Source organism: Streptomyces sp. 4N124, assembly GCF_052245395.1.
Lineage (GTDB): Bacteria > Actinomycetota > Actinomycetes > Streptomycetales > Streptomycetaceae > Streptomyces.
Genome location: NZ_JBQQBS010000018.1, coordinates 88,747 through 112,056, shown reverse-complemented (window position 1 = coordinate 112,056; position 23,310 = coordinate 88,747). Strand labels below are relative to the sequence as shown.

21 protein-coding genes and 2 pseudogenes are annotated in these 23,310 nt (G+C 68.4%); 16 read left to right on the top strand and 7 right to left on the bottom strand.

Annotation, left to right across the window (positions count from 1 at the left end):
- Nucleotides 1-66: 66 nt before the first annotated feature.
- Nucleotides 67-329 (bottom strand): annotated as a pseudogene (locus ACTWQO_RS20325) (NAD(P)-binding domain-containing protein); the annotation flags it as partial.
- Between ACTWQO_RS20325 and ACTWQO_RS20320 the strand changes: the two are divergent.
- Both ACTWQO_RS20320 and ACTWQO_RS20315 read left to right on the top strand, forming a co-directional pair.
- Nucleotides 318-1,844, top strand: a pseudogene (locus tag ACTWQO_RS20320) (RHS repeat-associated core domain-containing protein); the annotation flags it as partial. The pseudogenes ACTWQO_RS20325 and ACTWQO_RS20320 overlap by 12 nt on opposite strands.
- Nucleotides 1,845-2,617: 773 nt before the next feature.
- Nucleotides 2,618-3,583 carry a WD40 repeat domain-containing protein gene (locus tag ACTWQO_RS20315; protein WP_443238728.1) on the top strand — a complete coding sequence of 322 codons (966 nt, stop codon included), beginning with the start codon at nt 2,618-2,620 and terminating at the stop codon, nt 3,581-3,583.
- Between the two features lie 273 nt (nt 3,584-3,856).
- Here the strand turns inward: ACTWQO_RS20315 and ACTWQO_RS20310 are convergent, their stop codons facing one another.
- Both ACTWQO_RS20310 and ACTWQO_RS20305 read right to left on the bottom strand, forming a co-directional pair.
- Entirely contained in the window at nt 3,857-4,057 is a 201-nt protein-coding gene (locus ACTWQO_RS20310; RefSeq protein WP_443238727.1) for a DUF397 domain-containing protein, read from the bottom strand.
- Between the two features lie 10 nt (nt 4,058-4,067).
- Nucleotides 4,068-4,919 carry a helix-turn-helix domain-containing protein gene (locus ACTWQO_RS20305; RefSeq protein ID WP_443238726.1) on the bottom strand — a complete coding sequence of 284 codons (852 nt, stop codon included), beginning with the start codon at nt 4,917-4,919 and terminating at the stop codon, nt 4,068-4,070.
- A gap of 228 nt (nt 4,920-5,147) precedes the next feature.
- On the opposite strand from ACTWQO_RS20305, the gene ACTWQO_RS20300 reads away from it, so the two are divergent.
- Both ACTWQO_RS20300 and ACTWQO_RS20295 read left to right on the top strand, forming a co-directional pair.
- The gene (locus ACTWQO_RS20300) at nt 5,148-5,630 is read left to right on the top strand and encodes an ATP-binding protein (RefSeq protein ID WP_443238725.1); all 483 of its coding nucleotides are present in this window, start codon (nt 5,148-5,150) and stop codon (nt 5,628-5,630) included.
- Nucleotides 5,631-5,677: 47 nt separating this feature from the next.
- Nucleotides 5,678-6,028: a hypothetical protein gene (locus tag ACTWQO_RS20295; protein WP_443238724.1), complete on the top strand. Its 351-nt coding sequence runs from the start codon at nt 5,678-5,680 to the stop codon at nt 6,026-6,028.
- Between the two features lie 67 nt (nt 6,029-6,095).
- On the opposite strand, the gene ACTWQO_RS20290 is transcribed toward ACTWQO_RS20295, so the two are convergent.
- Together ACTWQO_RS20290 and ACTWQO_RS20285 are read right to left on the bottom strand one after the other, a co-directional pair.
- Complete coding sequence (locus ACTWQO_RS20290) at nt 6,096-6,908, bottom strand: DUF2690 domain-containing protein (RefSeq protein ID WP_443238723.1); 813 nt, start codon at nt 6,906-6,908, stop codon at nt 6,096-6,098.
- A complete protein-coding gene (locus tag ACTWQO_RS20285) occupies nt 6,905-7,681 on the bottom strand; it encodes a peptidoglycan-binding protein (RefSeq protein WP_443238722.1) in 777 nt (258 codons plus the stop codon). The genes ACTWQO_RS20290 and ACTWQO_RS20285 overlap by 4 nt, the downstream gene beginning before the upstream one ends.
- A gap of 287 nt (nt 7,682-7,968) precedes the next feature.
- Here ACTWQO_RS20285 and ACTWQO_RS20280 point away from each other — a divergent pair, with 287 nt between their 5' ends.
- The 3 genes from ACTWQO_RS20280 to ACTWQO_RS20270 all read left to right on the top strand — a co-directional run bounded on the left by ACTWQO_RS20280 (nt 7,969) and on the right by ACTWQO_RS20270 (nt 11,381).
- Complete coding sequence (locus ACTWQO_RS20280; protein ID WP_443238721.1) at nt 7,969-8,385, top strand: peptidoglycan-binding domain-containing protein; 417 nt, start codon at nt 7,969-7,971, stop codon at nt 8,383-8,385.
- A 257-nt stretch (nt 8,386-8,642) separates the two neighbouring features.
- A complete protein-coding gene (locus ACTWQO_RS20275) occupies nt 8,643-10,025 on the top strand; it encodes a nitrate/nitrite transporter (protein WP_443238720.1) in 1,383 nt (460 codons plus the stop codon).
- Nucleotides 10,026-10,229: 204 nt separating this feature from the next.
- Entirely contained in the window at nt 10,230-11,381 is a 1,152-nt protein-coding gene (locus tag ACTWQO_RS20270; protein WP_443238719.1) for a uroporphyrinogen-III synthase, read from the top strand.
- On the opposite strand, the gene ACTWQO_RS20265 is transcribed toward ACTWQO_RS20270, so the two are convergent.
- The gene (locus ACTWQO_RS20265) at nt 11,330-11,860 is read right to left on the bottom strand and encodes an anthrone oxygenase family protein (protein ID WP_443238718.1); all 531 of its coding nucleotides are present in this window, start codon (nt 11,858-11,860) and stop codon (nt 11,330-11,332) included. The two genes, ACTWQO_RS20270 and ACTWQO_RS20265, sit on opposite strands and share 52 nt — an antisense overlap.
- A 232-nt stretch (nt 11,861-12,092) precedes the next feature.
- On the opposite strand from ACTWQO_RS20265, the gene ACTWQO_RS20260 reads away from it, so the two are divergent.
- The 6 genes from ACTWQO_RS20260 to ACTWQO_RS20235 all read left to right on the top strand — a co-directional run bounded on the left by ACTWQO_RS20260 (nt 12,093) and on the right by ACTWQO_RS20235 (nt 19,173).
- Nucleotides 12,093-12,701: a CGNR zinc finger domain-containing protein gene (locus ACTWQO_RS20260; RefSeq protein ID WP_443238717.1), complete on the top strand. Its 609-nt coding sequence runs from the start codon at nt 12,093-12,095 to the stop codon at nt 12,699-12,701.
- A gap of 318 nt (nt 12,702-13,019) precedes the next feature.
- The gene (locus tag ACTWQO_RS20255) at nt 13,020-13,541 is read left to right on the top strand and encodes a sigma-70 family RNA polymerase sigma factor (RefSeq protein WP_010039908.1); all 522 of its coding nucleotides are present in this window, start codon (nt 13,020-13,022) and stop codon (nt 13,539-13,541) included.
- The gene (locus ACTWQO_RS20250; protein WP_443238716.1) at nt 13,541-14,368 is read left to right on the top strand and encodes an anti-sigma factor family protein; all 828 of its coding nucleotides are present in this window, start codon (nt 13,541-13,543) and stop codon (nt 14,366-14,368) included. The genes ACTWQO_RS20255 and ACTWQO_RS20250 overlap by 1 nt, the downstream gene beginning before the upstream one ends.
- Before the next feature lie 60 nt (nt 14,369-14,428).
- Nucleotides 14,429-16,834 (top strand): HelD family protein, encoded by a 2,406-nt coding sequence (locus ACTWQO_RS20245; protein WP_443238715.1) that lies wholly within the window; start codon nt 14,429-14,431, stop codon nt 16,832-16,834.
- Between the two features lie 302 nt (nt 16,835-17,136).
- Nucleotides 17,137-18,555 carry an NAD-dependent malic enzyme gene (locus tag ACTWQO_RS20240; protein WP_362933879.1) on the top strand — a complete coding sequence of 473 codons (1,419 nt, stop codon included), beginning with the start codon at nt 17,137-17,139 and terminating at the stop codon, nt 18,553-18,555.
- Between the two features lie 336 nt (nt 18,556-18,891).
- Complete coding sequence (locus tag ACTWQO_RS20235; protein ID WP_054220032.1) at nt 18,892-19,173, top strand: HU family DNA-binding protein; 282 nt, start codon at nt 18,892-18,894, stop codon at nt 19,171-19,173.
- 117 nt (nt 19,174-19,290) lie between these two features.
- On the opposite strand, the gene murA is transcribed toward ACTWQO_RS20235, so the two are convergent.
- Entirely contained in the window at nt 19,291-20,631 is a 1,341-nt protein-coding gene (gene murA / locus ACTWQO_RS20230) for a UDP-N-acetylglucosamine 1-carboxyvinyltransferase (protein WP_443238714.1), read from the bottom strand.
- Nucleotides 20,632-20,881: 250 nt separating this feature from the next.
- On the opposite strand from murA, the gene ACTWQO_RS20225 reads away from it, so the two are divergent.
- The 3 genes from ACTWQO_RS20225 to ACTWQO_RS20215 all read left to right on the top strand — a co-directional run bounded on the left by ACTWQO_RS20225 (nt 20,882) and on the right by ACTWQO_RS20215 (nt 23,301).
- Nucleotides 20,882-21,454 (top strand): YqgE/AlgH family protein, encoded by a 573-nt coding sequence (locus tag ACTWQO_RS20225; RefSeq protein ID WP_443238713.1) that lies wholly within the window; start codon nt 20,882-20,884, stop codon nt 21,452-21,454.
- Between the two features lie 29 nt (nt 21,455-21,483).
- Nucleotides 21,484-21,789 (top strand): DUF3039 domain-containing protein, encoded by a 306-nt coding sequence (locus ACTWQO_RS20220; RefSeq protein WP_365283380.1) that lies wholly within the window; start codon nt 21,484-21,486, stop codon nt 21,787-21,789.
- Between the two features lie 216 nt (nt 21,790-22,005).
- On the top strand, nt 22,006-23,301 hold the full coding sequence (locus ACTWQO_RS20215) for an extracellular solute-binding protein (RefSeq protein WP_443238712.1): 1,296 nt from the start codon (nt 22,006-22,008) through the stop codon (nt 23,299-23,301).
- Nucleotides 23,302-23,310: the final 9 nt, after the last annotated feature.

Genomic DNA, 23,310 nt, shown 5'->3' with positions numbered 1-23,310 from the left:
CACAGTTTCACGACGGCCGGATCGTCGGAGAACTCCTCGTCGTGCTGTCGTCGAAGAGCCAGAAGTCATTCCGTGGGTGCGGGCGAAGGCGGCCAGGTCGGTGATCGCTTCGATGCCGACGGTGGTCGACTGCACCCACACGGTGCCGGGACGCAGGGCGGGTGCGGCCTGTGTCATGACGGCCAGGGCGGCGGGGCCGTCGAAGAGCATGGTCAGGACGACGTCGGCGCCCTGGACGGCTTCGGCGGGGTGCCGGCGACGAACACTCCGGCGGCGAGCGGTTCGGCCTATGCGCGGCTGCGGTTCCAGGCGTGGACGGCCTGTCCGGCACATACGCCTACAGCTACACCTACACGCCCACAGGCAAGCCCCTGTCCGTGACATTGCCCGCGAAGGGCGGCCTGGCAAGCGAGAAGGTCGTCACCCGCTACAACGGCGACGGCCTGGTGGAGTCCACCTCCGGTCTGACCTGGTACACCTCTGACGCCAGCTACTCGCCCTACGGCGAGGTGCTGCGCACGGTCTCCGGCGCCCAGCCCTACCGGGTGTGGACGACGAACTTCGTCGACCCGCACACCGGCCGCCTCCAGCGCACCGTCACCGACCGCGAGACTGCGGGCCCGCACCGCATCACCGACGGCTACTACTCCTACGACGCATCGGGCATGATCACCTCCAACGCCCGTAGCCTGGCCGGGACTTCGGGCAGCACCTGGGACACCCAGTGCTTCACATACGACGTCATGGGCGAGCTGGTGCACGCCTGGACGTCGAGCATCACGCCGAACGGCGGCGGCACCGGCTGCAAGGCGGCCAACGGCACCACGTGGGGCCCACGCACGGACTACGCGGTCTCCTCCGGCCCGGTCGCCGAAGCCCCCGACGAGTCCACGGACGCCACCAGCCCCGACTCCACACTGACGTCGACGCTCGCGGCCGCGGCTCCGGACGCCGCCACGGTGTCCACCGGGGGCACCGCGTATCGCCAGTCGTTCGGCTTCGACTGGATCGGCAACCGCGTCACGATGACCGAGCACGACACGGCAGACGCGACAAAGAACGTCTCGTTCACGTACGGCTACGGCAAGACGGTCACGGGCAACGGCACGACCCCGTCGTACAAGACCCAGCCGCACACGATGACGTCGGTCACCTCTTCGCCGTCGGGCAAGGGCAGCGTGTACACGTACGACGCGACGGGCAACACCGAGGTCCGGGATCTGTACAACACGACCCAGAACCTGGTCTGGACACCGGAGAACAAGCTCGATTCGATCACCGATGACGGTAAGAAGACGACGTACGTCTACGACGCGGACGGCAACCGCATCCTGGAGAACTCGTCGACGGGCTCGACGCTGTACCTGGGTGAGACGGAACTGTCAACCGACGCGACAGGCAAGATCACCCGCGCGTCACGCTCCTACACCCAGACCGGTGCTCCAACGGTGGTCCGCACCACGAGCAACGGCGCGATGACAGGCCACAAGCTCAACGCGCTGATCGCCGATCACCAAGGCACGGCGAACACGACGGTGGAACTCTCCGGCACTCAGCCGGTTACGCGCCGCGACTTCAAGCCGTATGGAGAGATCCGCGGCACCAAGCCGACGGTGTGGCCCAACAAACGAAGCTACCTCGGCGTCGGCATCGACGACGCGGCTACTGGCCTCACGCACATCGGTGCGCGCGAGTACGACCAGAACTCGGGCCGCTTCCTCTCGGCGGACCCTGTCATCGACCTAACTGACCCGCTCCAGATGAATGGGTACGCGTACGCCAACAACAGCCCCGTCACATCCAGCGACCCTTCGGGGCTTTGGCTGGACGACGGAACCGGTCACAGCGAACCACGGTCCGACGGGCCTTCTGGCCCCCGTAGCTCGACCCCTGGCATCCCCGCCGGGGGGACACTCCCAGGTGGTTGTTACCACAACTGCTCAGGGAAAAGCGATGAGGCGTCCGGCCTGATCCGGCGCAGCGTCGAGCGTAGGGAACTCCCAGCGGCCTTCGCTGCGAACCTCTACTACTCGCTCATGTGGTACATAAACGAATATAGAGAGAAAGCAGCTGCTGCGTCCGCTGGGTTGAGTAACCGCGATTTCACGCTCGTCGTCTCGCAGGTCGACGTGGACGAGGGCGCCGGGAAGACTGGTGCACGTTTCATAGTCTTCTCTAGTTCTGGGATTAAGAAGGACCTGGAAGGGCAGCTGGGGAAACTTGGTGTGGCTGTTGTGAAGGCCACGGATCCAGGTATGCATGCCGAAGAGGTTGCCGCAAGGTATAGAGCGGACGTCAATTTTCAAAAGCAAGATCTGGGCGGCAAAATTGTTAAGGTGCAGAACGCTTACGTCACCACCAAGGTTTGTTCCACTGAGTGCTCGAAGCATCTGTCGAAGTTCCTCGGGGCAAAGGAGACAGGGGAATTCAAAGGGACAAACGGACAGATCTACGGGCGCACGGTCAACGCCTCGTATTTGAAGGAGCTCAGGCAGTCCGTGGGCAAGGGTGGGGCCATGCCGGTTGTGACCAGAGGTATGGCCAAGGGACTACTTCCCGGGCAGTGGAACTTTACGGTTAGATCGGGTGGGACCAGGCGTTGAGAGAGATGGCGGCCATGCGGCAGATGATCGCGCAGGAGATCACTCGGATCTCATCAGGATTCGGCCATGCTGTCCGGCCCATGCTTGAGGTGGGGCAGGATGGACAGGCGCTCCTGTTCTCGTCGGTGCCGGACGGGTCGGAAGTGCACCGGTGGGACCTGCGTACCGGTGAGTTGGTCTGGTGCTATGACGAGGGCATGTCCGGCTGCAATGACATGGCGTTGACGCGGCTTCCTGGCGGGGGCGTGTCGCTCGCTGTCGCTACTGAGGACGGTGTCGAGTGGTTGGACGCCTGGACGGGACGGCACCGCCCGGAACTTACCTGGGAGGGGTGGACCATCTGGGATTTGAGCGTCGGGTTGGTGCCTGAGGGGAGGCCTGTCCTCGTCGGCGCAGGCCACGACGGTGAGGTCTATCGGTGGGACGGGGTGAGCGGTGCGTTGCTGGGATCGTCGCCGGGTGGGGAGCGAACGAGCGGAACGGTATTGGCTGTGGGATTCGTGCCGCTGCCGGACGGGGCTGGGGTGATCGTGTCGGGTGACGAGAACGGCTGGATTCGGCGCTGGGACGCGGTGACCGGAGACCCGGTCGGGGAGGCGGTCGAGGGGCATACCTCCAAGATCCGCATCGTCAAGGCATTGCCCTCAGCCGGGGAGTCAGGGTTCGTCTCCAGCGATCAAAAGGGTCTCCTTCGGAGGTGGAACGTACTTACCGGAGCTCCGATCGGCCCGTCGATCGAAACCGGAACAGATGTGTTCGCGCTCGCGACGGCAGACGTGAGTGGGGGCGGACTCTTGTTCGCATCGGGTGCTGACGAGATCATCCGCGCCTGGGACGCGGACACGGGTGAGGCGGTCGAACTCTCTGTGCAGGGGGCCGTGGTAAGCGCACTTGCCCAGCCGGACGGGACAGCGTTCTTGGCGACGAGCACGGCTCTGGGCGACATCGTCGTCCAGAAGTGTGCCTTCGTCGCCGAATAGCTCACCCGTCGCACGGGCCGAGAACATGACGTCCGGTACCGGTGTGGGGGAATGGCTGGGTTGGCATACATGGCCACGGCCAAGTTGTGCAGCCCGGCCACGCCGAGGATGGCTTGGTGGGCTGTCAGAGACAGTTGAGGCGCGACGTAACATAACGACGGGCGGCCTTCTCGTCAGTCTGAAGGTGTACGACGACAGAGTCGGGTTGGCCTGCGTGGTTCGTTCAGTACCGGGCCCGTGGCCGGCGACACGTCGGCACTGGTACGGCTCTGATCACTTTTCCCGGTTGTGGGGAGTGAACTGGCGTATCCCCGATATCAGCACGCCGAGTTGGCGGGATCCGGTGGTGAGGATGGTCTGCGCCGGGTCGTCGCTTTCGCGGAGGAGGATCGTTCCGGTGGGGGCGGAAGCGACGTAGATGCAGGAGGACGCTTCCTCGCTGTACGTGGACTTCTGCCAGTTGAGTTCGTTCACGGCTCGGCTTTCAGGTGTCTTGGGTGATGCGGTGGATGAGGTCGCGGGATGCGTTGGGTTCCAGGGTGGCCTCCTCCATGCGGTCCAGGATCAGTCGGTATTTCGTCAACTGTGCTACCGCATCGATGAGTTCGCTGCCGTGCGCGGCGTCGAGTTGTGCCGTGTCGAGCGCGGGGACGGGGCCGTAGGCGTAGTCGAGTCCATGGCCGACGGTGGGGAACGTCGTGCCGTCGAAGGGGATCACCCGGAGCGTGATGTGGGGCTGTTCGCTCATCTTGGCGAGGTGGTCCAGTTGGGCGCGGGCCACTTCTCTGCCGCCGAACCGCATGCGCAGCGCGGCCTCGTGGATGATCGCCGTGTACTGCGGCGGCTGCTCGCGGTGGAGGATGGCCTGGCGCTTGATGCGGTGGGAGATGCGGTATTCGATCTCGTGCGGATGGAGTGTCGGGACTGCTTGGCGGAAGAGGGTGCGGGCGTGCTCCGGGGTCTGGAGCAGGCCGGGGATGTTGATGACCTGGGCCACGCGGAGGGCGGTCGCGTGGTGTTCCATCTCCGCGACGTCCAGGAAGCGAGGCGGGAGCGTGTCCCGGTATTCCTCCCACCAGCCGCGCTCGCGGTGTGCCGCCATGGCTACGAGCGCGTCGATGAGAGCTTCGTCGGTGCAGTCGTAGTTGTGGGCGAGGGTGCGGACGCGCTGCTCGCTGAGGCCGAAGCGGCCCGTCTCGATGTTGCTGATGCGTGCCTGGTTGGCGCCGAGCATCTCGCCGGCCTCGCGGGCGGTGAGGCCCGCGTGCTCGCGCAGCTTGCGCAGCTCAACTCCCAGGCGGATCTGGCGTGCTGTGGGTGTCTGCCGTGGCGGCATGTCCGTCCGCTCCCTTGTCTTGCCCCCTGCGTGGTCACCCATACGAGTGGCTCGTCAGATGCATTCGCAGAATTCGTAGAAACCATCCTACGGGCGCCGCTACGGTGAGTCCCGAACCGCTCAACCGGCCCAGCCCGTAAGCCGGAAGCGCACCGCGCTCATGCGTGGCACTGCCACCGCTGGCCCGGCCCTTGAGCGAACCAAGTCCCCCCACCGCAGGAGGCGTTCATGGTCACCGTATCCCCGTCGCAGTGCGAAGCATCGCCAACTTGGGCGTACGCCCTCCAACTGCCCCACGACGCACGTGCCGTACACATCGCCCGTGTCACTCTCCATGCCGTGCTCTCTGCGCACGGCATGACTCAACTGCTGGACCCTGCGGAGCTGTTGACCTCAGAGCTCGTCACCAACGCCTACCGTCACTCCGCCGGTCCCGCGGCTCTCCGTCTGCGCGGCATGGGCCGAGGCCGGCTGCGGGTGAGCGTCTGGGACACCAACCCTCATATCCCTCCTCCGTTCGACAAGGGGCCGGGCACTCTGGCTTCTGTCCCCGCGGAGGCTGTCGGCGGGCGCGGGCTGTTCCTCGTATGCCATTACGCGGACGCATGGGGTGGCTGTCTGCTCGGGGATGGTCTCTTCGGCGCGGGTGGGAAGCTGCTCTGGTGTGAGGTCGGGCCGTCGGCCGAGAGCAGCGTGCGAGTCGCCGCGTGATCGTCCTTCCGGCCGCCTCTGTCGTACCCGCCCGGCATACTGCTGCCGTGGCCGAATACGCAGACGGAAGCAGCAGAGCGCCCTCCCGCTGGGGTTACGGGACGGAGCGGCTGCCGGCGACGCTCGACGAGCTGGCCGGTCCCGAGAGCGGGTCCGTCGAGCTTCCGCTGGAGCTCGCATGGTCCGGGCTGCGGGCGTTCGACCTCGGTGACGTAAAGCTGCTGCTGGGTCTGTACCGGATCATCCTCAACAACGGGTCCAGGGATGACTTTGTGCGTTACCTCAGCCGCGAACATCTCGTCCGCCACTGGCCGATCCTGCGCAAGATGCTGGGGCGTGGTGTGCGTGAGACATGGGAGGAAGCCTTCCCCGAGCTCCGCCGCTCCGGCACCGCATGAAGCTGCCCGCGCTGCACCGCCGTCTGCTGGCGGATGCCCGCACGCCCAACCCTCTCAGCAGCGGGGGTCACCCCACCCGCTCATCGAAGCACTCCCTCTCCCCGCCCCCCGCCGCAGGCCGAAAGCAAGCCCGTACCACCGTCCCCGGACGGGCCTCCGTCATGGCGGTATAGACGTAGGCCTGCGCGTCCACCTCGTCGACGACCTCGGCGGTACGTACTGGCCTGTTGCCCGCCGTCATCTCGATCCGGTCGCCGACCCGCGTGTCCCACACCCGGGCCCAGCCCGCCCGGCACGCCTCGCTGTAACGCAGCTCCATCCGTGCCCCGGTGGCTGTGCGATAAGAAGCGAGCGTGTCGGGACCGCTACCGCACCTCATGTGCATCGGGTTCCTGCCCTCGCACTCGGCGCCCCGGCATCGAGGCCCCGTGGGGGAGGAGGACACCGTCGCCACCTGGGGCTCCTCCTCCCCGCCCAGCAGCAGGAAGAGAGCCAGCGCCACGCCCCCGACGGCCACGGCAGACACCACCACCGTCACGATCATCGCCACAGACACGCCCCTGTCTTTTGGACCGTCGCCCGGAGCCGCCGTCTCCCCCGCCCGCTCCCCCGCCCGCCCCCTCCACTCCGCCTCCGCGATCTCCCACAACGCGAGCGGTCGCCCCTCCGGCTCACCGGCGAGTCGGCACAGCGCCTGTACCGCCTGCCGTGGCGGCATCGTCTTGCCGTTGAGATAGCGCTCCCAGGACGACTTGCTGTACGGAGTGCGGTCCTCCAGGCCCGCCAGGCTCAGCCCGGTGCGGGCCTTCAGCTCCCGCAGGGCGGTGGTCAGCCGTGCGCGTTCCGGTGACGGAGCCGAACCCTGAGTCCGCCCACTCATCCCCGCAGCGCCTCCCACGTGTGCGGCCCCATGATCCCGTCCACCACCAGCCCCGCCCGCTGCTGCACCCGCTCGACCGCGCGCTCCGTCAGCGGGCCGTAGATCCCGTCGACGTCCCCCGGCGCGGCCCCCGCCCGCCGCAACAGGCACTGCGCCTCGGCCACCTTCGGCCCTGCCATGCCGTTGGTCAGGATCGCGTCCAGGGTGCGGCTGTTGCCCGCGTACCAGTGGCCGTCGATCCGCTCGACACGGCAGGTGTACGTCGGTGCCGACCGCGACGCGGAGGACGAGCCGTGCGGTGCCGCCCGGGTCTCACCGTCGCCGACGGTCACGATCATGAGGGCCGAGAAGACAGCCAGCACCGCGGTCGCCGTCCCCGCCAGCACCGCGATCCGCACCGGCCGCCTCCGCAGCGGGAGCGGACGCCGGAGCACCCGGAGCCGGCGCGCGAGGAGACGCACTCTCGCGACGGTGACCTCGGTCTCCGGGGCAGCTGTCCCGCGCCGCGTGCCCCACGCCTCCGCCGCCACCTCATGCAGCACCAGCAACCGCGTCGGATCGTCACCCCCGATCCGCGCCATCGCCTCCACGGCCTCCCGCGGCGGCAGCGACCGGCCGCCCAGATACCGCTCCCATGACGACGAGCTGTAGCCCGTCTTCGCCGCCAGCTGCCTGAGGCTCAGCCCGCTGTGATCCTTCAGGCGGCGTAATCGCACCACCAATTGCCGGACCCGCGGGTCCAGTCCCTCCGGCAGTTCATTCCAACGCGACATGCCCCACCCCGTTCGCGTCCGTGTCCCTGCAGTCCGTCGTCCCTTTGGTCCTTCCCTTCCCCCGTCAGCAACCACGGACCGCCCCGGAAGTCGGTTCCCGCACCCGTCCGGAATCGGCCACCGTCCCGCCGTGTCCTCCCTGCGACCCTCATCCCCGCAGGTCAGCGCCCGGGACATCCCATGAGTACGTCACTTCCGCGGCTGCTGTGGAAACCCCTGCCCGGCACCCGCAATCTCGGTGAGCAGCACAGCCCACCCGAAGTGAAGCGAACCGAAACGGGGATCTCATGACCGCGACACGCAAGCGCATCGCCCTCCTCGCCGCCACCGCCGCCCTCGGCAGCGTCCTCGTCGCCCCGGTCACCGCCGTGGCCGCGGACGGGTCCGCCGACAGTGGCGTCTCCGCGCAGGCGTACTCCTGCACCATCAAGAACGTCGGCGGGAAGAAGCAGGCCGGCTACTACAGCGGCAACACCGTCGTCCCGTCGTCGAGCAGGGTCACCAAGGCCGGCATCGAGGCCCAGTGCATCCTCAAGGACATGGGCTACCCGACCGGCACGGTCGACGGCGTCTTCGGCAGCAAGTCCAAGAACGCGATGAAGCAGTTCCAGACCGGCGTCAACGCGCACTACGGACGGCACGTCCTCGACGTCGACGGGCTGCCCGGCTCGAAGTCGTGGCCGTACCTGCGCGTCTTCTGGTGAGCGCGTGAGGTGAGCGGATGACCGGCGCGGTCCGTCCTCCCTCGGGGGAGAGGACGGGCCGCGCCGCCCGTCGGTGAGGGCCGTCCGTGTTCGTTTCGCCGTACAACCTCTCATCCCGCCCTTCGCCGGGGTGAGAGCAAAGTTCCTTTCCGGTCACCCGACGCCACAGACAGGAAACGCGCCCTCCCTACCTTCAGGACTCATACCGCTCAGCACCGCAAAGAACCGCCCGAGCCCCGGAGCACCGTGGAGGCGTCATGACAGCCCCTAGCCAGGCCCCCGCCCCGAGCAGGGGAGGCCGTTGGATCGATCACTGGGATCCCGAGGACGAGACCTTCTGGAACGAGACCGGAGAGAAGGTGGCCCGCCGCAACCTCATCTTCTCCGTGCTCTCCGAGCACATCGGGTTCTCGATCTGGACCCTGTGGTCCGTGATGGTGCTGTTCATGGGGCCCGAGTACGGGCTCACCCCGGCCGACAAGTTCTTCATCGTGTCGATGGCGACGCTGGTCGGCGCGATCGTCCGGGTCCCCTACACCTTCGCGGTCGCGATCTTCGGTGGCCGGAACTGGACTATCGTCTCGGCCTCGCTGCTGCTACTCCCCACCATCGCCGCCTTCATCGTGATGGAGCCGGGGACGTCCTTCACCACCTTCCTGCTGTGCGCGATGCTCGCCGGCATCGGTGGCGGAAACTTCGCGTCCAGCATGACCAACATCAACGCCTTCTTCCCGCTCAGGAAGAAGGGGTGGGCGCTCGGCCTGAACGCCGGCGGCGGCAACATCGGTGTCCCCGTCGTGCAGCTCGTCGGCCTCGCGGTCATCGGCGCCAGCGCCGGCCCGCGCGTGCTGCTCGGGATCTACATCCCCTGCATCATCGTCGCCGCGGTCCTCGCCGCGCTGTACATGGACAACATCTCGTCCGTGAAGAACGACACCGGCGCCGCCAAGGAGGCCGCGAAGGACGCCCACACCTGGATCATGTCCTTCCTCTACATCGGCACCTTCGGCTCGTTCATCGGCTACAGCTTCGCCTTCGGGCTCGTCCTGCAGACGCAGTTCGGGCGTACGCCGCTGGAGTCCGCGTACGTCACCTTCATCGGCCCGCTGCTCGGCTCGCTGATCCGTCCGGTGGGCGGCTGGCTCGCCGACCGCTACGGCGGCGCGAAGATCACGCTGTGGAACTTCGTCGCCATGGCCGCGGCCACCGGCGTCATCGTGATGGCGTCGATGCAGGAGTCGCTGGCGCTGTTCACCACCGCGTTCATCATCCTGTTCGTGCTGACCGGGCTCGGCAACGGCTCGACGTACAAGATGATCCCCGGCATCTTCCAGACCAAGGCGACCGCCATGGGACTCGAGGGTGAGGAGGCCGCCTCCTACGGCCGCCGGCTCTCCGGTGCCTCCATGGGACTCATCGGCGCGGTGGGCGCACTCGGCGGGCTCGGGATCAACCTCGCCTTCCGGCAGTCGTTCCTGAGCGTGGGCTCCGGCACCGGCGCCTTCGTCGCCTTCCTCGCCTTCTACGGCGTCTGCTTCGTGGTCACCTGGGCCGTATACCTTCGCCGCCCGGCCGCGCAGGCTCCGGCCACCGCCGAGGCTTCGCAGGCGAAAGCGCAGCTCAGCTACGCCGAGGTGTGACGTAACACCAGCGACATCAAGTCGAACCGAGCCTGTCACGCACCGTTGACAGGCTCGGTCGGCATGCAGGCAGAAGAGCCGAAATGCCTCATGTGAGGTAGCGCCTGATCTGAGGTAGTGCCTGATGTGGGGCAGTGCCTCATGCAGGGCCGTGGCCTCACCTGGGTCATACGGTGCAACGACTCGAGTGCGGGACGAGAGTTTATGTACGACGAACAGCAGCGACCGGAACACGGGCCCCTCGCCGGGTTCACCGTGGGTGTCACCGCCGCGCGCCGGGCCGACGAGCTCGGGGCGCTGCTCCAGCGACGCGGTGCCGCCGTTCTGCACGCCCCGGCCCTGCGGATCGTGCCGCTCTCCGACGACAGTGAGCTGCTCGCCGCCACCAAGGACATCGTCGAGAACGTGCCGGACATCGCGGTCGCCACGACCGCGATCGGCTTCCGGGGCTGGGTCGAGGCCGCCGACGGGTGGGGCCTCGGCGAGGATCTGCTGGACCGGCTGCGCGGGGTGGAGCTGCTCGCGCGCGGGCCCAAGGTCAAGGGCGCGATACGGGCCGCGGGGCTGACCGAGCACTGGTCGCCGTCCAGCGAGTCCATGGCGGAGGTGCTCGACCGGCTCCTGGAGGAAGGGGTCGAGGGGCGTCGTATCGCCGTACAGCTGCACGGTGAGCCGTTGCCGGGGTTCGTGGAGTCGCTGCGGGCCGCGGGCGCGGAGGTCGTCGGGGTGCCGGTCTACCGGTGGATGCCGCCGGAGGACATCGGGCCGGTCGACCGTTTGCTCGACGCCGCCGTGTCCCGTGGCCTGGACGCGCTCACCTTCACCAGCGCGCCCGCCGCCGCGTCCCTGCTGTCCCGCGCCGAGGAGCGCGGTCTGCTGCCCGAACTGCTCGCCGCCCTGCACCACGACGTACTTCCCGCCTGTGTCGGCCCGGTCACCGCGCTGCCGCTCCAGGCGCGTGGCGTGGACACGGTCTCGCCGGAGCGTTTCCGGCTCGGCCCGCTCGTCCAGCTGCTCTGCCAGGAGCTGCCGGCCCGGGCGCGGGCGCTGCCGATCGCCGGGCACCGGGTGGAGATCCGGGGCCACGCGGTCCTGGTCGACGGCGAGCTGAAACCCGTACCGCCCGCCGGAATGTCCCTGCTGCGGGCCCTGTCCCGGCGGCCCGGCTGGGTCGTCGCCCGGGCCGAACTGCTGCGCGCGCTGCCCGGTGCCGGCCGCGACGAGCACGCCGTCGAGACCGCGATGGCCCGGCTGCGTACGGCACTCGGGGCGCCCAAACTCATCCAAACCGTCGTCAAGCGCGGCTACCGGCTCGCGCTCGACCCGGCCGCCGACGCCAAGTACGCCGACGCCTGACGGCCGCGGCCGTACAGGACCAGCGCCCGGGCCAGGAACGCCAGCGCGAGCGTCGACAGCAGCGCGCGTACGACGTTCCAGGCCACCCACATGTCCTCGAACTCCTCACGCGCGACCGACGCCGAAGTGCCGGTCTCGGCGAGGTCGTTGTTCAGCGGGATGTTCACGACGACCGTGACGAGGAAGGTCAGGGCGTACGCCGCGAGGCCCGCCCACACCCACTTCCGGCAGGTCGCCCCGCGCAGTTGCCACGCCGACACCGCCGCCAGCAGCAGCGCCCCCATGAAGCTCAGGAAGAACACGGGGTTCTGGATCGCGTCGTTGATGTTCCGCATGACCTCGACATACGCCCGGTCGTCACTGCGGGCCAGGCCCGGCATCACACCGCAGGCAAAAACATAGAAGGCCCCGGCGATCAGCCCCATCGCGACCGTGGCCGCACCCAGTACGAATCCAGTGGCAGTCCTGTTCTGCGTCATACCTCTCAGTCAACGGCCCGCACCGTGGACGGAACATGGCCCAGACGCGCGTCGGCATACGCAGTCGTCCACGTCGGCCCGGTACGAGGGGTTCCGGCCGCGTGAGAGGGAAGGCACTGTTAAAGGAACGGTTCTCCCGACGCCGAGAAGGGGCGCGGGGAACTGCGCGACCAGCCACGACGGCGCCGCAGTCGAACGACGGCAGAACACGGCACAGGTGGGTGACAGGCACATGGCAATGGGTCGTACGGTCACAGACGCGTCCTCCGCGTACGAGCTGCGCTTCGACGCCGGGCGCATCTGCCTGGATCTCCTCGCGACCGCGACCACGCACCCCGGCGAAAAGCTCGACTCCGTCGAGGTGCTGCACGCCTGGATCACCGGCTCGGGGCTCGTCCCGCAGGGCACCCCGCTCAGCCACGCCGACGCCTCCTGGCTGGTGGGCTTCCGTGAACTGCGCGGCCACATCGGCCGGTTGGTGCACGGCAGGCTGTCGCCCGCGACACCGCCGTACGACCGCGCGCTCGCCCGCGTCAATGAACTCGCCCGCACCGCGCCCCCGGCCCCCCGCGCCCTGCGTCGCGAAGACGGCACGCTGGTGCGGGAGTTGGACCCGCCGGAGTACTCCGCCCTGCTCGGCGCGATCGCCCGGGACACCGTCGAACTGCTCACCGACCCCGTCGCGCGAGCGAGTCTCAGGCAGTGCGAAGGGGACAATTGCCCCATTGTGTACGTCGACTCCTCCCGGGGCCGCAGGAGGCGCTGGTGCTCCAGTGAGGTCTGCGGAAACCGCGAAAGGGTGGCCCGGCACCGCCGCCGCGCGGCACTCGCCCGCGCCTAGTGCCCGATAAGTCCCGTATGTAAAACGGCCGTCGAAGTGATTTCGACAACACTCCGTGACCCTGCCGCATGCCCCTGGCAAAGGCATCGATCTTGCCAGTGTGGCGGGAATGTAAAGACAAGGCGGGGGGAATGTGCGGCCATGTCCCCCCTCGTCACGTCACCGCTGAGAAAACTGTCACGTCACTTTGAACACACCGCTGTTGGCTTCCGTACCGGTTGTCGAGCGACCGACTGGGGGAACCCCCGGACATCGGAGGTGGGCGTGCGCAAGGATTCCGTCGTGGCCAATGAACGTGCATCGAGGGCCCGACATCGCATGTCCCAGCCCTCGGAACCAGATGAGGAGCTGATGCGTGCGCTGTACCGAGAGCACGCCGGACCTCTGCTCGCTTATGTACTCCGGCTGGTCGCCGGAGACCGGCAGCGCGCCGAGGACGTCGTGCAGGAGACACTCATCCGTGCCTGGAAGAACGCCGGTCAGCTCAATCGAGCGACCGGATCTGTACGCCCCTGGCTGGTGACGGTCGCACGCCGCATCGTCATCGACGGCCACCGCAGCCGGCAGGCCCGGCCGCAGGAGGTCGATCCGTCGCCGCTGGAGGTCATCCCCGCGGAGGACGAGATCGACAAGGCGCTGTGGTTGATGACGCTGTCGGACGCGCTCGACGACCTGACCCCCGCCCACCGGGAGGTGCTCGTAGAGACGTACTTCAAGGGGCGTACGGTCAATGAGGCGGCCGAGACGCTTGGCATACCGAGTGGCACGGTGCGCTCACGGGTGTTCTATGCCCTGCGATCGATGAAGCTGGCACTGGAGGAGCGGGGGGTGACGGCGTGATGAGTGTGTACGGGGGACATCAGGGATTCGGCTCGGGTGGTCCGGGTATGTCTGGCCCCATGCAGGGATCTCCGGGCCCGAACGAGCACGAGACCGTCGGCGCCTACGCTCTCGGGATTCTCGACGACGCCGAGGCAACCGCTTTCGAGGCACATCTCGCCGGCTGCGAATGGTGCGCCCAGCAGCTCGACGAACTCGCCGGGATGGAGCCGATGCTGGCAGCCCTCGCGGACCTGCCCGGCACCGGTACGCCCGCCATCGGCGAGTCGCTGTCCGCCAAGCCCTCTCCGCGGCTCGCGGAGAAGCTGGTCAACGAAGTCGCCGAGCGACGCGCCATGACCCGTCGCCGCTCCTTCTACATGGTGGCGGCCGCGGCGGCGCTGATCATCGGCGGTCCGGTCGCCGCGGTGGCGACGACGGCCGGCGACGAAGGCTCGAGCGGCGGCAACGAGACGCTGGCGGCCAGCCCCGCCAAGGAAGCCTTCGACCACATGTCCGACAAGATCTCGGCGACCGACCCGACCACCAAGGTCAGCGCCAGCGTCGCTCTGGAACCGAAGGCCTGGGGCACCCACGCCGTCCTTGAGCTCAAGAACGTCAAAGGCCCTCTGAAGTGCTCTCTCATCGCCGTCGGCAAGAACGGCGAACGTGAGACGATCACCTCCTGGTCCGTCCCGAACTGGGGCTACGGCATCGAGAACGCCAAGACCGAGCAGGCCCGAAACCCGCTCTACGTCCACGGCGGCGCCGCCTTCGCACCGAACGAGATCGACCACTTCGAGGTCATGACCTTCGAAGGGAAGCGGCTTGTCGAGGTAGACGCATAGCTTTCCGGGGCCCCCTTCGCGTACCTTTGACGGCTGCCCAGCACGTCAGAAGGGGGCCCGGTGGCCGCACAGGCTCAACAGGAAACCGCGCTCGACTCCTCCGCCCAGGACTCCGTACGCGACGACTCCGTGCGCGACCGGGAGATCGGCGTCGAACAGGAACACCTGGACCGGGTGTACCAGCGGCTCGAGGAGAAGATCCACGAGGCCGAGTTCCTCATGAACGACGCCGCCAAGCGCGGCCAGGTCGGCACGCCCGGCGCACTCGCCGAGCGTGATGCGCAGGTCTTCCGGGCGGGCATCCACCTCAGCCGCCTGAACAACGAGTTCGAGGACTTCCTCTTCGGCCGTATCGACCTGCTGCTCGGCAAGGACGGCAAGAAGGGACCCGACGGCGCGTACACCGCGGTCGAGCCCGCCGACGGCGCCGTGCGCGACGACGGCACGGCCGACATCGCCGAGACCCTGCACATCGGCCGGATCGGCGTCCTCGACCAGGACTACGCACCACTGGTCATCGACTGGCGCGCCCCGGCCGCCGCACCCTTCTACCGCTCCACCCCGGTCGATCCGGGCCGGGTGGTACGCCGCCGGGTGATCCGCTCCAAGGGCCGCCGTGTCCTCGGCGTCGAGGACGACCTGATGCGCCCCGAGCTGAAGGCCACGCTGGACGGCCACGAGCTCCCGGTGATCGGTGACGGCGCGCTGATGGCCGCGCTCGGACAGGCCCGCAGCCACACCATGCGCGACATCGTCGCCTCCATCCAGGCCGAGCAGGACCTGGTCATCCGCGCCCCCGCCGCCTCCGTGACGTACGTCGAGGGCGGCCCCGGCACCGGCAAGACCGCGGTGGCGCTGCACCGGGCGGCGTATCTGCTGTACCAGGACCGGCGCCGGTACGCGGGCGGCATCCTCATCGTCTCGCCGACCCCGCTGCTGGTCGCGTACACCGAGGGCGTCCTCCCCTCCCTCGGCGAGGAGGGCCAGGTCGCCATCCGCGCCATCGGCTCCCTCGTCGACGGCACCGAGGCCACGCTGTACGACTCCCCGTCGGTGGCCCGCGCCAAGGGCTCGTACCGGATGCTGAAGGTGCTGCGGAAGGCGGCGCGGGGGGCGCTGGAGCTGGGTGTCACGGCAGGGCGGCCTGCCGTATCCGGCCAGCTCGCGTTCGGTGAGGAGGCCGAAGACGCCGCTGCCGGATCGGCGCAGGCACCTGCCGCTCCGCCCACCCGGCTGCGCGTGGTCGCCTTCGGGCGCCGCCTCGAACTGGAGGCGGCGGAGCTGGAACGTATCCGCCACGCCGTCCTCAGCGGCACCGCGCCCGTGAACCTGCTCCGCCCGCGCGCCCGCAAGCTGCTGCTCGACGCGCTGTGGGAGCAGTCGGGCGCCGCGACCCGGCACACCGACCCCGAGCTGGCCGCCGAGCTGCGCTCCTCGTTCGACGAGGACATCACGTCCGAGGACGCCTTCATCGCCTTCCTCGACGCCTGGTGGCCGGAGCTCACGCCGAAGCAGGTCCTGGCCGCCATGGCCGACGAACGCCGTCTCGGCCGCTGGGCCCGCCGGATCCTCAACCCCGGGGAGATCCGCAAGGTGGCCCGCTCGCTCAAGCGGAACGGCCACAGCGTGCACGACATCGCCATGCTCGACGAGCTCCAGGCGATCCTCGGCACCCCCGCCCGCCCCCGCAGGAAGCGCGAGCTGGACCCGCTCGACCAGCTCACCGGGCTCGACGAGCTGATGCCCGTACGCGAGGAGTCGCAGCGGGAACGGGCCGAGCGGCTGGCGCAGGAACGCGTCGAGTACGCGCATGTCATCGTCGACGAGGCCCAGGACCTCACGCCCATGCAGTGGCGCATGGTCGGCCGCCGCGGCCGGCACGCCACCTGGACGGTCGTGGGCGACCCGGCCCAGTCGTCCTGGTCCGACCCCGAGGAGGCGGCCCAGGCCCGCGACGAAGCCCTCGGCACCCGCCCGCGCCGCCGCTTCCAGCTCACCGTGAACTACCGCAACCCGGCCGAGATCGCCGAGCTGGCGGCGAAGGTACTGGCACTGGCCATGCCCGGCTCCGAGTCACCGAGGGCGGTCCGCTCCACCGGCGTCGAGCCACATTTCACCGCCGTCCGCGACTCCCTCGGCCGCACCGTCCGCGAAGAGGCCGCCCGGCTGCTCGACCGCGTCGACGGCACAGTCGGCGTCGTCGTCGCCATGAACCGGCGCGAGGAGGCCCGCCGCTGGCTCACCGGCCTCGGCGAGCGGGTCGTGGCGCTCGGCAGCCTGGAGGCGAAGGGCCTGGAGTACGACGCGACGGTCGTCGTCTCGCCCGCGGAGATCGCCGACGAGAGCCCGGCCGGCCTGCGTGTGCTGTACGTCGCACTGACCCGGGCCACCCAGCAGCTGACGGTGGTGTCGGGGGAGCGGGACGAGCCGGACGCGACCGGGGTTCCGGACCTTCTCCGGGATTGATCCAGATGGACTCCAGGTACGGGAATGGCCCTACGGGATCTGTTTGTTAGCCTGGGTGTGGCACCGGCCCGATCCAAGCCCCCGGGCCCAACCTTCGTCGCTACGAGCGACCACTTGCCGCGAGGCGAGCATGGCGGGTCGGTGTCACTGAGTGTGCGAGAGGCTCACGTCACCCTGTGACGTGAGCCTCTTTCGCTGTGAACAAAAAGTCCGCAATCCGGGGCGGCTACCAGCTACCCGGCAGTAGGTGCGACGATCGGACGGCATCCAGCGTCACACGGTGAAAGCAGAGGAAGTCGGCCATGGCAACGGCGCCCAGCGTCTCCTACTCGATGACGGTCCGGCTGGAGGTGCCCGCGAGCGGTACCGCGGTCTCCCAGCTCACCACGGCCGTCGAGTCCCACGGAGGCTCGGTGACCGGCCTCGACGTGACGGCTTCCGGCCATGAGAAGCTCCGCATCGACGTCACCATCGCGGCGACCTCCACGACGCACGCCGACGAGATCGTCGAGCAGCTGCGCACCATCGAGGGCGTCACGCTCGGCAAGGTCTCCGACCGTACGTTCCTCATGCACCTCGGCGGCAAGATCGAGATGCAGTCCAAGCACCCCATCCGCAACCGTGACGACCTCTCCATGATCTACACGCCGGGTGTGGCCCGCGTCTGCATGGCGATCGCCGAGAACCCCGAGGACGCCCGCCGCCTCACCATCAAGCGCAACTCCGTTGCGGTCGTGACGGACGGCTCGGCGGTGCTGGGCCTCGGCAACATCGGCCCGAAGGCCGCGCTGCCCGTCATGGAGGGCAAGGCGGCCCTGTTCAAGCGGTTCGCCGGTATCGACGCCTGGCCGCTGTGCCTGGACACCCAGGACACCGACGCGATCGTCGAGATCGTCAAGGCGATCGCCCCCGGCTTCGCCGGCATCAACCTCGAGGACATCTCCGCACCCCGCTGCTTCGAGATCGAGGCACGGCTGCGCGAGGCCCTCGACATCCCCGTCTTCCACGACGACCAGCACGGCACCGCGATCGTCGTGCTGGCCGCGCTCACCAACGCACTTCGCGTGGTGGGCAAGGGAGTTGAGAACGTACGCGTCGTCATGTCGGGCGCCGGCGCGGCCGGTACGGCGATCCTGAAGCTGCTCATCGCCGCGGGCGTGAAGCACGCCGTCGTCGCCGACATCCACGGTGTCGTGCACGCCGGCCGCGAGGACCTGGTGGCCGCCGCTCCCGACTCGCCGCTGCGCTGGATCGCCGACAACACCAACCCCGAGGGCGTCACCGGCACCCTCAAGGAGGCCGTGCGCGGCGCCGACGTCTTCATCGGCGTCTCCGCCCCGAACGTCCTGGACGCCGATGACGTGGCCGCCATGGCCGACGGCGCCATCGTGTTCGCGCTCGCGAACCCCGACCCCGAGGTCGACCCGGCAATCGCCCGTCAGACGGCGGCTGTTGTGGCCACCGGCCGCTCCGACTTCCCGAACCAGATCAACAACGTGCTGGTCTTCCCGGGCGTCTTCCGCGGCCTGCTCGACGCCCAGTCCCGCACGGTCAACACCGAGATGATGCTCGCGGCGGCGAAGGCCCTGGCGGACGTGGTGACCGAGGACGAGCTCAACCCGAACTACATCGTGCCGAGCGTCTTCAACGACAAGGTCGCGGGCGCGGTGGCGGGCGCGGTACGGGAGGCCGCCAAGGCGGCGGGCGCGACGGCGTCGTAGGCTCGTCGGTGTGTGGCCTGCTGTGAGGATCGCCACGACGGGCCTTACCCGGCGCGTCGCGGAACGCAGGGGCTTTGGCCGCCGTTTATCGTTGCGGCCAGGCTCAGCCCTCTTTTCGTGTGACTCCCAAGGGTGTTCTCACGACTCCTACGGGTGCCGGATTGGCTTTCCCGCCGCAGGTAGGGGCAGGATGCCTCCCTGGGCGCGAGGGTCCGATGGCGGACCCGGGTCCGGGGATTGTCCGAGGGCCCTGGCAGCATCGACTTCGAAGTGCCCGATATGCGGCTCCGCCGCGTGGCACGCCTCATACGGCAAGAAGAACACGGGAGTAACAACATGAACCGCAGTGAGCTGGTGGCCGCGCTGGCCGACCGCGCCGAGGTGACCCGCAAGGACGCCGACGCCGTTCTGGCCGCGTTCGCCGAGACCGTCGGCGAGATCGTCGCCAAGGGCGACGAGAAGGTCACCATCCCCGGCTTCCTGACCTTCGAGCGCACCCACCGTGCCGCTCGCACCGCGCGCAACCCGCAGACCGGCGACCCCATCCAGATCCCGGCCGGCTACAGCGTGAAGGTCTCCGCGGGCTCCAAGCTCAAGGAAGCGGCCAAGGGCCAGTAGTGACCTTGCCTGTGCACCACGGGACGGTGTACGGCGCCTGAGTAACGCCAATGGGGCGGCCCCTTCACCAGGGGCCGCCCCATCGTCGTATGAACGCCTGTTACCCGAGCCGCCGTGCTACCCGAGCGCCTTGCCCGGCAGCTCCACCTTCGCGCCCAGCTCGATCAGCTTCTCCATGAAGTTCTCGTAGCCGCGGTTGATGAGGTCGATGCCGTGGACGCGGGACGTGCCCTGGGCCGCCAGGGCCGCGATGAGGTACGAGAAGCCGCCGCGGAGGTCGGGGATGACCAGGTCGGCGCCCTGGAGCTTGGTGGGGCCGCTGACGACCGCCGAGTGGAGGAAGTTGCGCTGGCCGAAGCGGCAGTTCGAGCCGCCGAGGCACTCGCGGTAGAGCTGGATGTGGGCGCCCATCTGGTTGAGCGCGGAGGTGAACCCGAGGCGGGACTCGTAGACCGTCTCGTGGATGATCGAGAGGCCCGTCGCCTGGGTCAGCGCCACGACGAGCGGCTGCTGCCAGTCCGTCTGGAAGCCCGGGTGGACGTCCGTTTCGAGCGCGATGGACTTCAACTGGCCGCCGGGGTGCCAGAAGCGGATGCCCTCGTCGTCGATCTCGAAGGCACCGCCCACCTTCCGGTAGGTGTTGAGGAACGTCATCATCGAGCGCTGCTGCGCGCCACGGACGTAGATGTTGCCCTCGGTCGCCAGCGCCGCGGACGCCCAGGAGGCGGCCTCCAGGCGGTCCGGGAGGGCGCGGTGGGTGTAGCCGCCGAGCCTGTCCACACCGGTGATGCGGATGGTGCGGTCGGTGTCCATCGCGATGATCGCGCCCATTTTCTGCAGGACGCAGATCAGGTCCTCGATCTCCGGTTCCACGGCGGCGTTGGACAGTTCCGTCACGCCCTCCGCGAGCACCGCCGTCAGCAGCACCTGCTCGGTCGCGCCGACGGACGGGTACGGCAGCTGGATCTTGGTGCCGCGCAGCCGCTGCGGAGCCTCCAGGTACTGCCCGTCCGCCCGCTTCTCGATCTTCGCGCCGAACTGCCGCAGCACCTCGAAGTGGAAGTCGATGGGCCGGCCGCCGATGTCGCAGCCGCCGAGGCCGGGAATGAACGCGTGCCCGAGGCGGTGCAGCAGTGGACCGCAGAACAGGATGGGGATGCGCGAAGAACCCGCGTGGGCATCGATGTCGGCGACATTCGCGCTCTCCACGTGCGACGGGTCCAGGACCAGTTCACCCGGCTCCTCTCCGGGACGGACCGTCACCCCGTGCAGTTGCAGCAGTCCGCGTACGACACGCACGTCACGGATGTCCGGAACGTTGCGCAGTCGACTCGGCGCGCTGCCCAGCAGGGCGGCGACCATCGCCTTCGGTACGAGGTTCTTCGCACCGCGGACACGAATCTCGCCCTCCAGCGGGGTTCCGCCGTGGACAAGCAGGACATCGTCGTTGACGGTCATGTATCTCGCGTTCCGATGAGTTGGGCAGGGCCGGAGAGACAGAGTAATCGCCGCCGACCCCCCTTCCGTAAGCCCAAGTACCACCCAGCTCCGTCATAGCTCTGTCACAACACGAACCGTTCGCAAACGGGCACATGGGGTCACCGGCCGAGTCGTGCGCCCGGAACGCACCTGTGAGCCCTGAGCTGCATTCACTCCCGAACCCGCATTGCCTCCCCGCGCGAAGGGAAGATGCGGGATCATGTCTGGCATGACCGAGGTGTCCTCGCTCACAGGGCGGTTGCTCGTGGCAACGCCCGCCCTGGCGGACCCGAACTTCGACCGCGCGGTGGTGCTCCTTCTCGACCACGACGAGGAGGGCTCGCTCGGTGTCGTCCTCAACCGCCCCACCCCGGTGGACGTGGGCGACATCCTGGAGGGCTGGGCGGACCTGACAGGCGAGCCCGGTGTCGTCTTCCAGGGCGGGCCGGTTTCGCTGGACTCGGCCCTCGGCGTGGCCGTCATCCCGGGCGAGCCCGCGGGCGGGTACGTGCCGCTGGGCTGGCGCCGGGTGCACGGCGCGATCGGGCTCGTGGACCTGGAGGCCCCGCCGGAACTGCTCGCCGCGGCCCTCGGCTCCCTGCGCATCTTCGCCGGTTACGCCGGATGGGGCCCCGGCCAGCTGGAGGACGAGCTTGTGGAGGGTGCCTGGTACGTCGTGGAGTCGGAGCCCGGCGACGTGTCCTCCCCGTCCCCGGAAAGACTCTGGCGCGAGGTCCTGCGCCGCCAGCGCAACGAGCTCGCGATGGTCGCCACCTATCCGGACGACCCTTCGCTCAACTGAGACATGTGAGCTTCAGTACCCTTGGGCCTATGAGCACTCTTGAGCCTGAGACCCAGCCGCAGCGCGGGACTGGTACGGGGACCCTCGTAGAGCCGACGCCGCAGGTGTCCCATGGCGACGGTGACCACGAGCGCTTCGCCCACTACGTCCAGAAGGACAAGATCATGGCGAGCGCCCTCGACGGCACCCCCGTCGTGGCGCTCTGCGGCAAGGTCTGGGTACCGGGCCGCGACCCGAAGAAGTACCCGGTGTGTCCCATGTGCAAGGAGATCTACGAGTCCATGGGCGCCGGCGGTGGCGACGACAAGGGCAAGGGCGGCAAGGGCGACAAGTAGCTCTCCGGCCGGTCGTACGTAAGTAAGGCCCCCAGGGCACGTTTTGCGTGCCCTGGGGGCCTTTGTGCTGTCTGTGCGTTGCGCAGGGTGCGTCTGCTGGTCACAGAGTGGTTGAGACCTCTTGTGGTCGTGTTCATGCAGTCCCTAGCCTCCGTGGTGTTGTGCAGAGCGAAACCACCATTGCGTATGTTGCAACGCACTCCGGAGGATCACTCCATGAAGCTCTCCCGCAGACTCCCCGCGCTCCTCCTCGCCGGCCTCGTCGTCACGGCCTGCGCACCCCAGACGTCCGACAACTCCTCCTCCGACAAGGACGAGAAGACCGGCACGCTGCGGGTCTGGCTCTTCCAGGAGGTCGGCAACCAGCCGAAGGAGAAGGTCGTCGACTCCGTCGTCACCGCCTTCGAGAAGGACCATGAGGGTACGAAGGTCGAGGTCGAGTACATCCCGATCGAAACCCGCGCCCAGCGTGTCAAGGCCGCCTTCAACGACCCCAAGTCCGCTCCCGACGTCATGGAGTACGGCAACACCGACACGGCCGGCTATGTGAAGGACGGCGGACTCCTCGACGTCACGAAGGAGTTCGGCGACTGGAACGAGGCGAAGGACACCGACCCCACGGCGAAGCAGTCGGTCACGGTGGACGGCAAGGTCTACGGCGCGCCCTTCTACGTCGGCGTCCGCGCCCTGTACTACCGGACGGACGTCTTCGACGAGCTGGGCCTGGAAGTCCCCAAGACCATGGCCGAGTTGGCCTCCACGGCCCGTGAGATCCGCGCCGCGAAGCCCGACCTGTACGGCCTGGTCGTCGGCGGCGCCTACACGTACGGCGCGATGCCGTTCATCTGGGCCAACGGCGGTGAACTCGCCACCGGCAAGGGCGGATCGTATGTCTCCGCCATCGACAGCGCGGCCGCCCAGAAGGGCATCAAGGCGTACACCTCCCTCTTCGGTGACGACAACTGCCCCGCCGCCAAGTGCGCCGGCATGGGCGGCAACGACACGATCACCGCGTTCGCGGCCGGCAAGGCGGGCATGGCGATCGGCGGCGACTTCAGTCACACGGCCGTCGAGGCGGGCAAGGTGAAGGGCAAGTACGCGGTGGTGCCGCTGCCGGGTGTCAAGGCCGGGTCGATCGCGCCGGCGTTCGCCGGTGGCAACAACATCGGTGTGCTGAAGTCCACTTCGCATCGGACGCTGGCCGTCGGGCTGATGGAACAGCTTGCGTCGAAGCAGACGCAGGCGTCGATGTTCGATGCGATGGGTTTTCTGCCGACCTTCGCGGATGTGCGGAAGCAGGTGTCGGCCAAGGAGCCGTATGTGAAGCCGTTCGCGCAGACGTTGGCCGCGGGCACGAAGTTCGTTCCCGCGTCGCCTGCGTGGGCGGAGATCGATTCGGGGCTGGTGTTGCCGACGATGTTCCAGGAGGTCGTCAGCGGTAAGAAGGGGGTGGCTGCGGCTGCGGAGGGTGCGGCGGCGAAGATGGATGACGCGTTTGGCTCCGCCGGGTGACGCCGGTGA

Bases quoted from the DNA above. Each gene is read 5' to 3' on its own strand.
- ACTWQO_RS20315 (WP_443238728.1), top strand. From the start codon at position 2,618: ATGCGGCAGATGATCGCGCAGGAGATCACTCGGATCTCATCAGGATTC.
- ACTWQO_RS20305 (WP_443238726.1), bottom strand. From the start codon at position 4,919: ATGCCGCCACGGCAGACACCCACAGCACGCCAGATCCGCCTGGGAGTT.
- ACTWQO_RS20300 (WP_443238725.1), top strand. From the start codon at position 5,148: ATGGTCACCGTATCCCCGTCGCAGTGCGAAGCATCGCCAACTTGGGCG.
- ACTWQO_RS20290 (WP_443238723.1), bottom strand. From the start codon at position 6,908: ATGAGTGGGCGGACTCAGGGTTCGGCTCCGTCACCGGAACGCGCACGG.
- ACTWQO_RS20285 (WP_443238722.1), bottom strand. From the start codon at position 7,681: ATGTCGCGTTGGAATGAACTGCCGGAGGGACTGGACCCGCGGGTCCGG.
- ACTWQO_RS20280 (WP_443238721.1), top strand. From the start codon at position 7,969: ATGACCGCGACACGCAAGCGCATCGCCCTCCTCGCCGCCACCGCCGCC.
- ACTWQO_RS20275 (WP_443238720.1), top strand. From the start codon at position 8,643: ATGACAGCCCCTAGCCAGGCCCCCGCCCCGAGCAGGGGAGGCCGTTGG.
- ACTWQO_RS20270 (WP_443238719.1), top strand. From the start codon at position 10,230: ATGTACGACGAACAGCAGCGACCGGAACACGGGCCCCTCGCCGGGTTC.
- ACTWQO_RS20265 (WP_443238718.1), bottom strand. From the start codon at position 11,860: ATGACGCAGAACAGGACTGCCACTGGATTCGTACTGGGTGCGGCCACG.
- ACTWQO_RS20260 (WP_443238717.1), top strand. From the start codon at position 12,093: ATGGCAATGGGTCGTACGGTCACAGACGCGTCCTCCGCGTACGAGCTG.
- ACTWQO_RS20255 (WP_010039908.1), top strand. From the start codon at position 13,020: ATGTCCCAGCCCTCGGAACCAGATGAGGAGCTGATGCGTGCGCTGTAC.
- ACTWQO_RS20250 (WP_443238716.1), top strand. From the start codon at position 13,541: ATGAGTGTGTACGGGGGACATCAGGGATTCGGCTCGGGTGGTCCGGGT.
- ACTWQO_RS20240 (WP_362933879.1), top strand. From the start codon at position 17,137: ATGGCAACGGCGCCCAGCGTCTCCTACTCGATGACGGTCCGGCTGGAG.
- ACTWQO_RS20235 (WP_054220032.1), top strand. From the start codon at position 18,892: ATGAACCGCAGTGAGCTGGTGGCCGCGCTGGCCGACCGCGCCGAGGTG.
- murA (WP_443238714.1), bottom strand. From the start codon at position 20,631: ATGACCGTCAACGACGATGTCCTGCTTGTCCACGGCGGAACCCCGCTG.
- ACTWQO_RS20225 (WP_443238713.1), top strand. From the start codon at position 20,882: ATGACCGAGGTGTCCTCGCTCACAGGGCGGTTGCTCGTGGCAACGCCC.
- ACTWQO_RS20220 (WP_365283380.1), top strand. From the start codon at position 21,484: ATGAGCACTCTTGAGCCTGAGACCCAGCCGCAGCGCGGGACTGGTACG.
- ACTWQO_RS20215 (WP_443238712.1), top strand. From the start codon at position 22,006: ATGAAGCTCTCCCGCAGACTCCCCGCGCTCCTCCTCGCCGGCCTCGTC.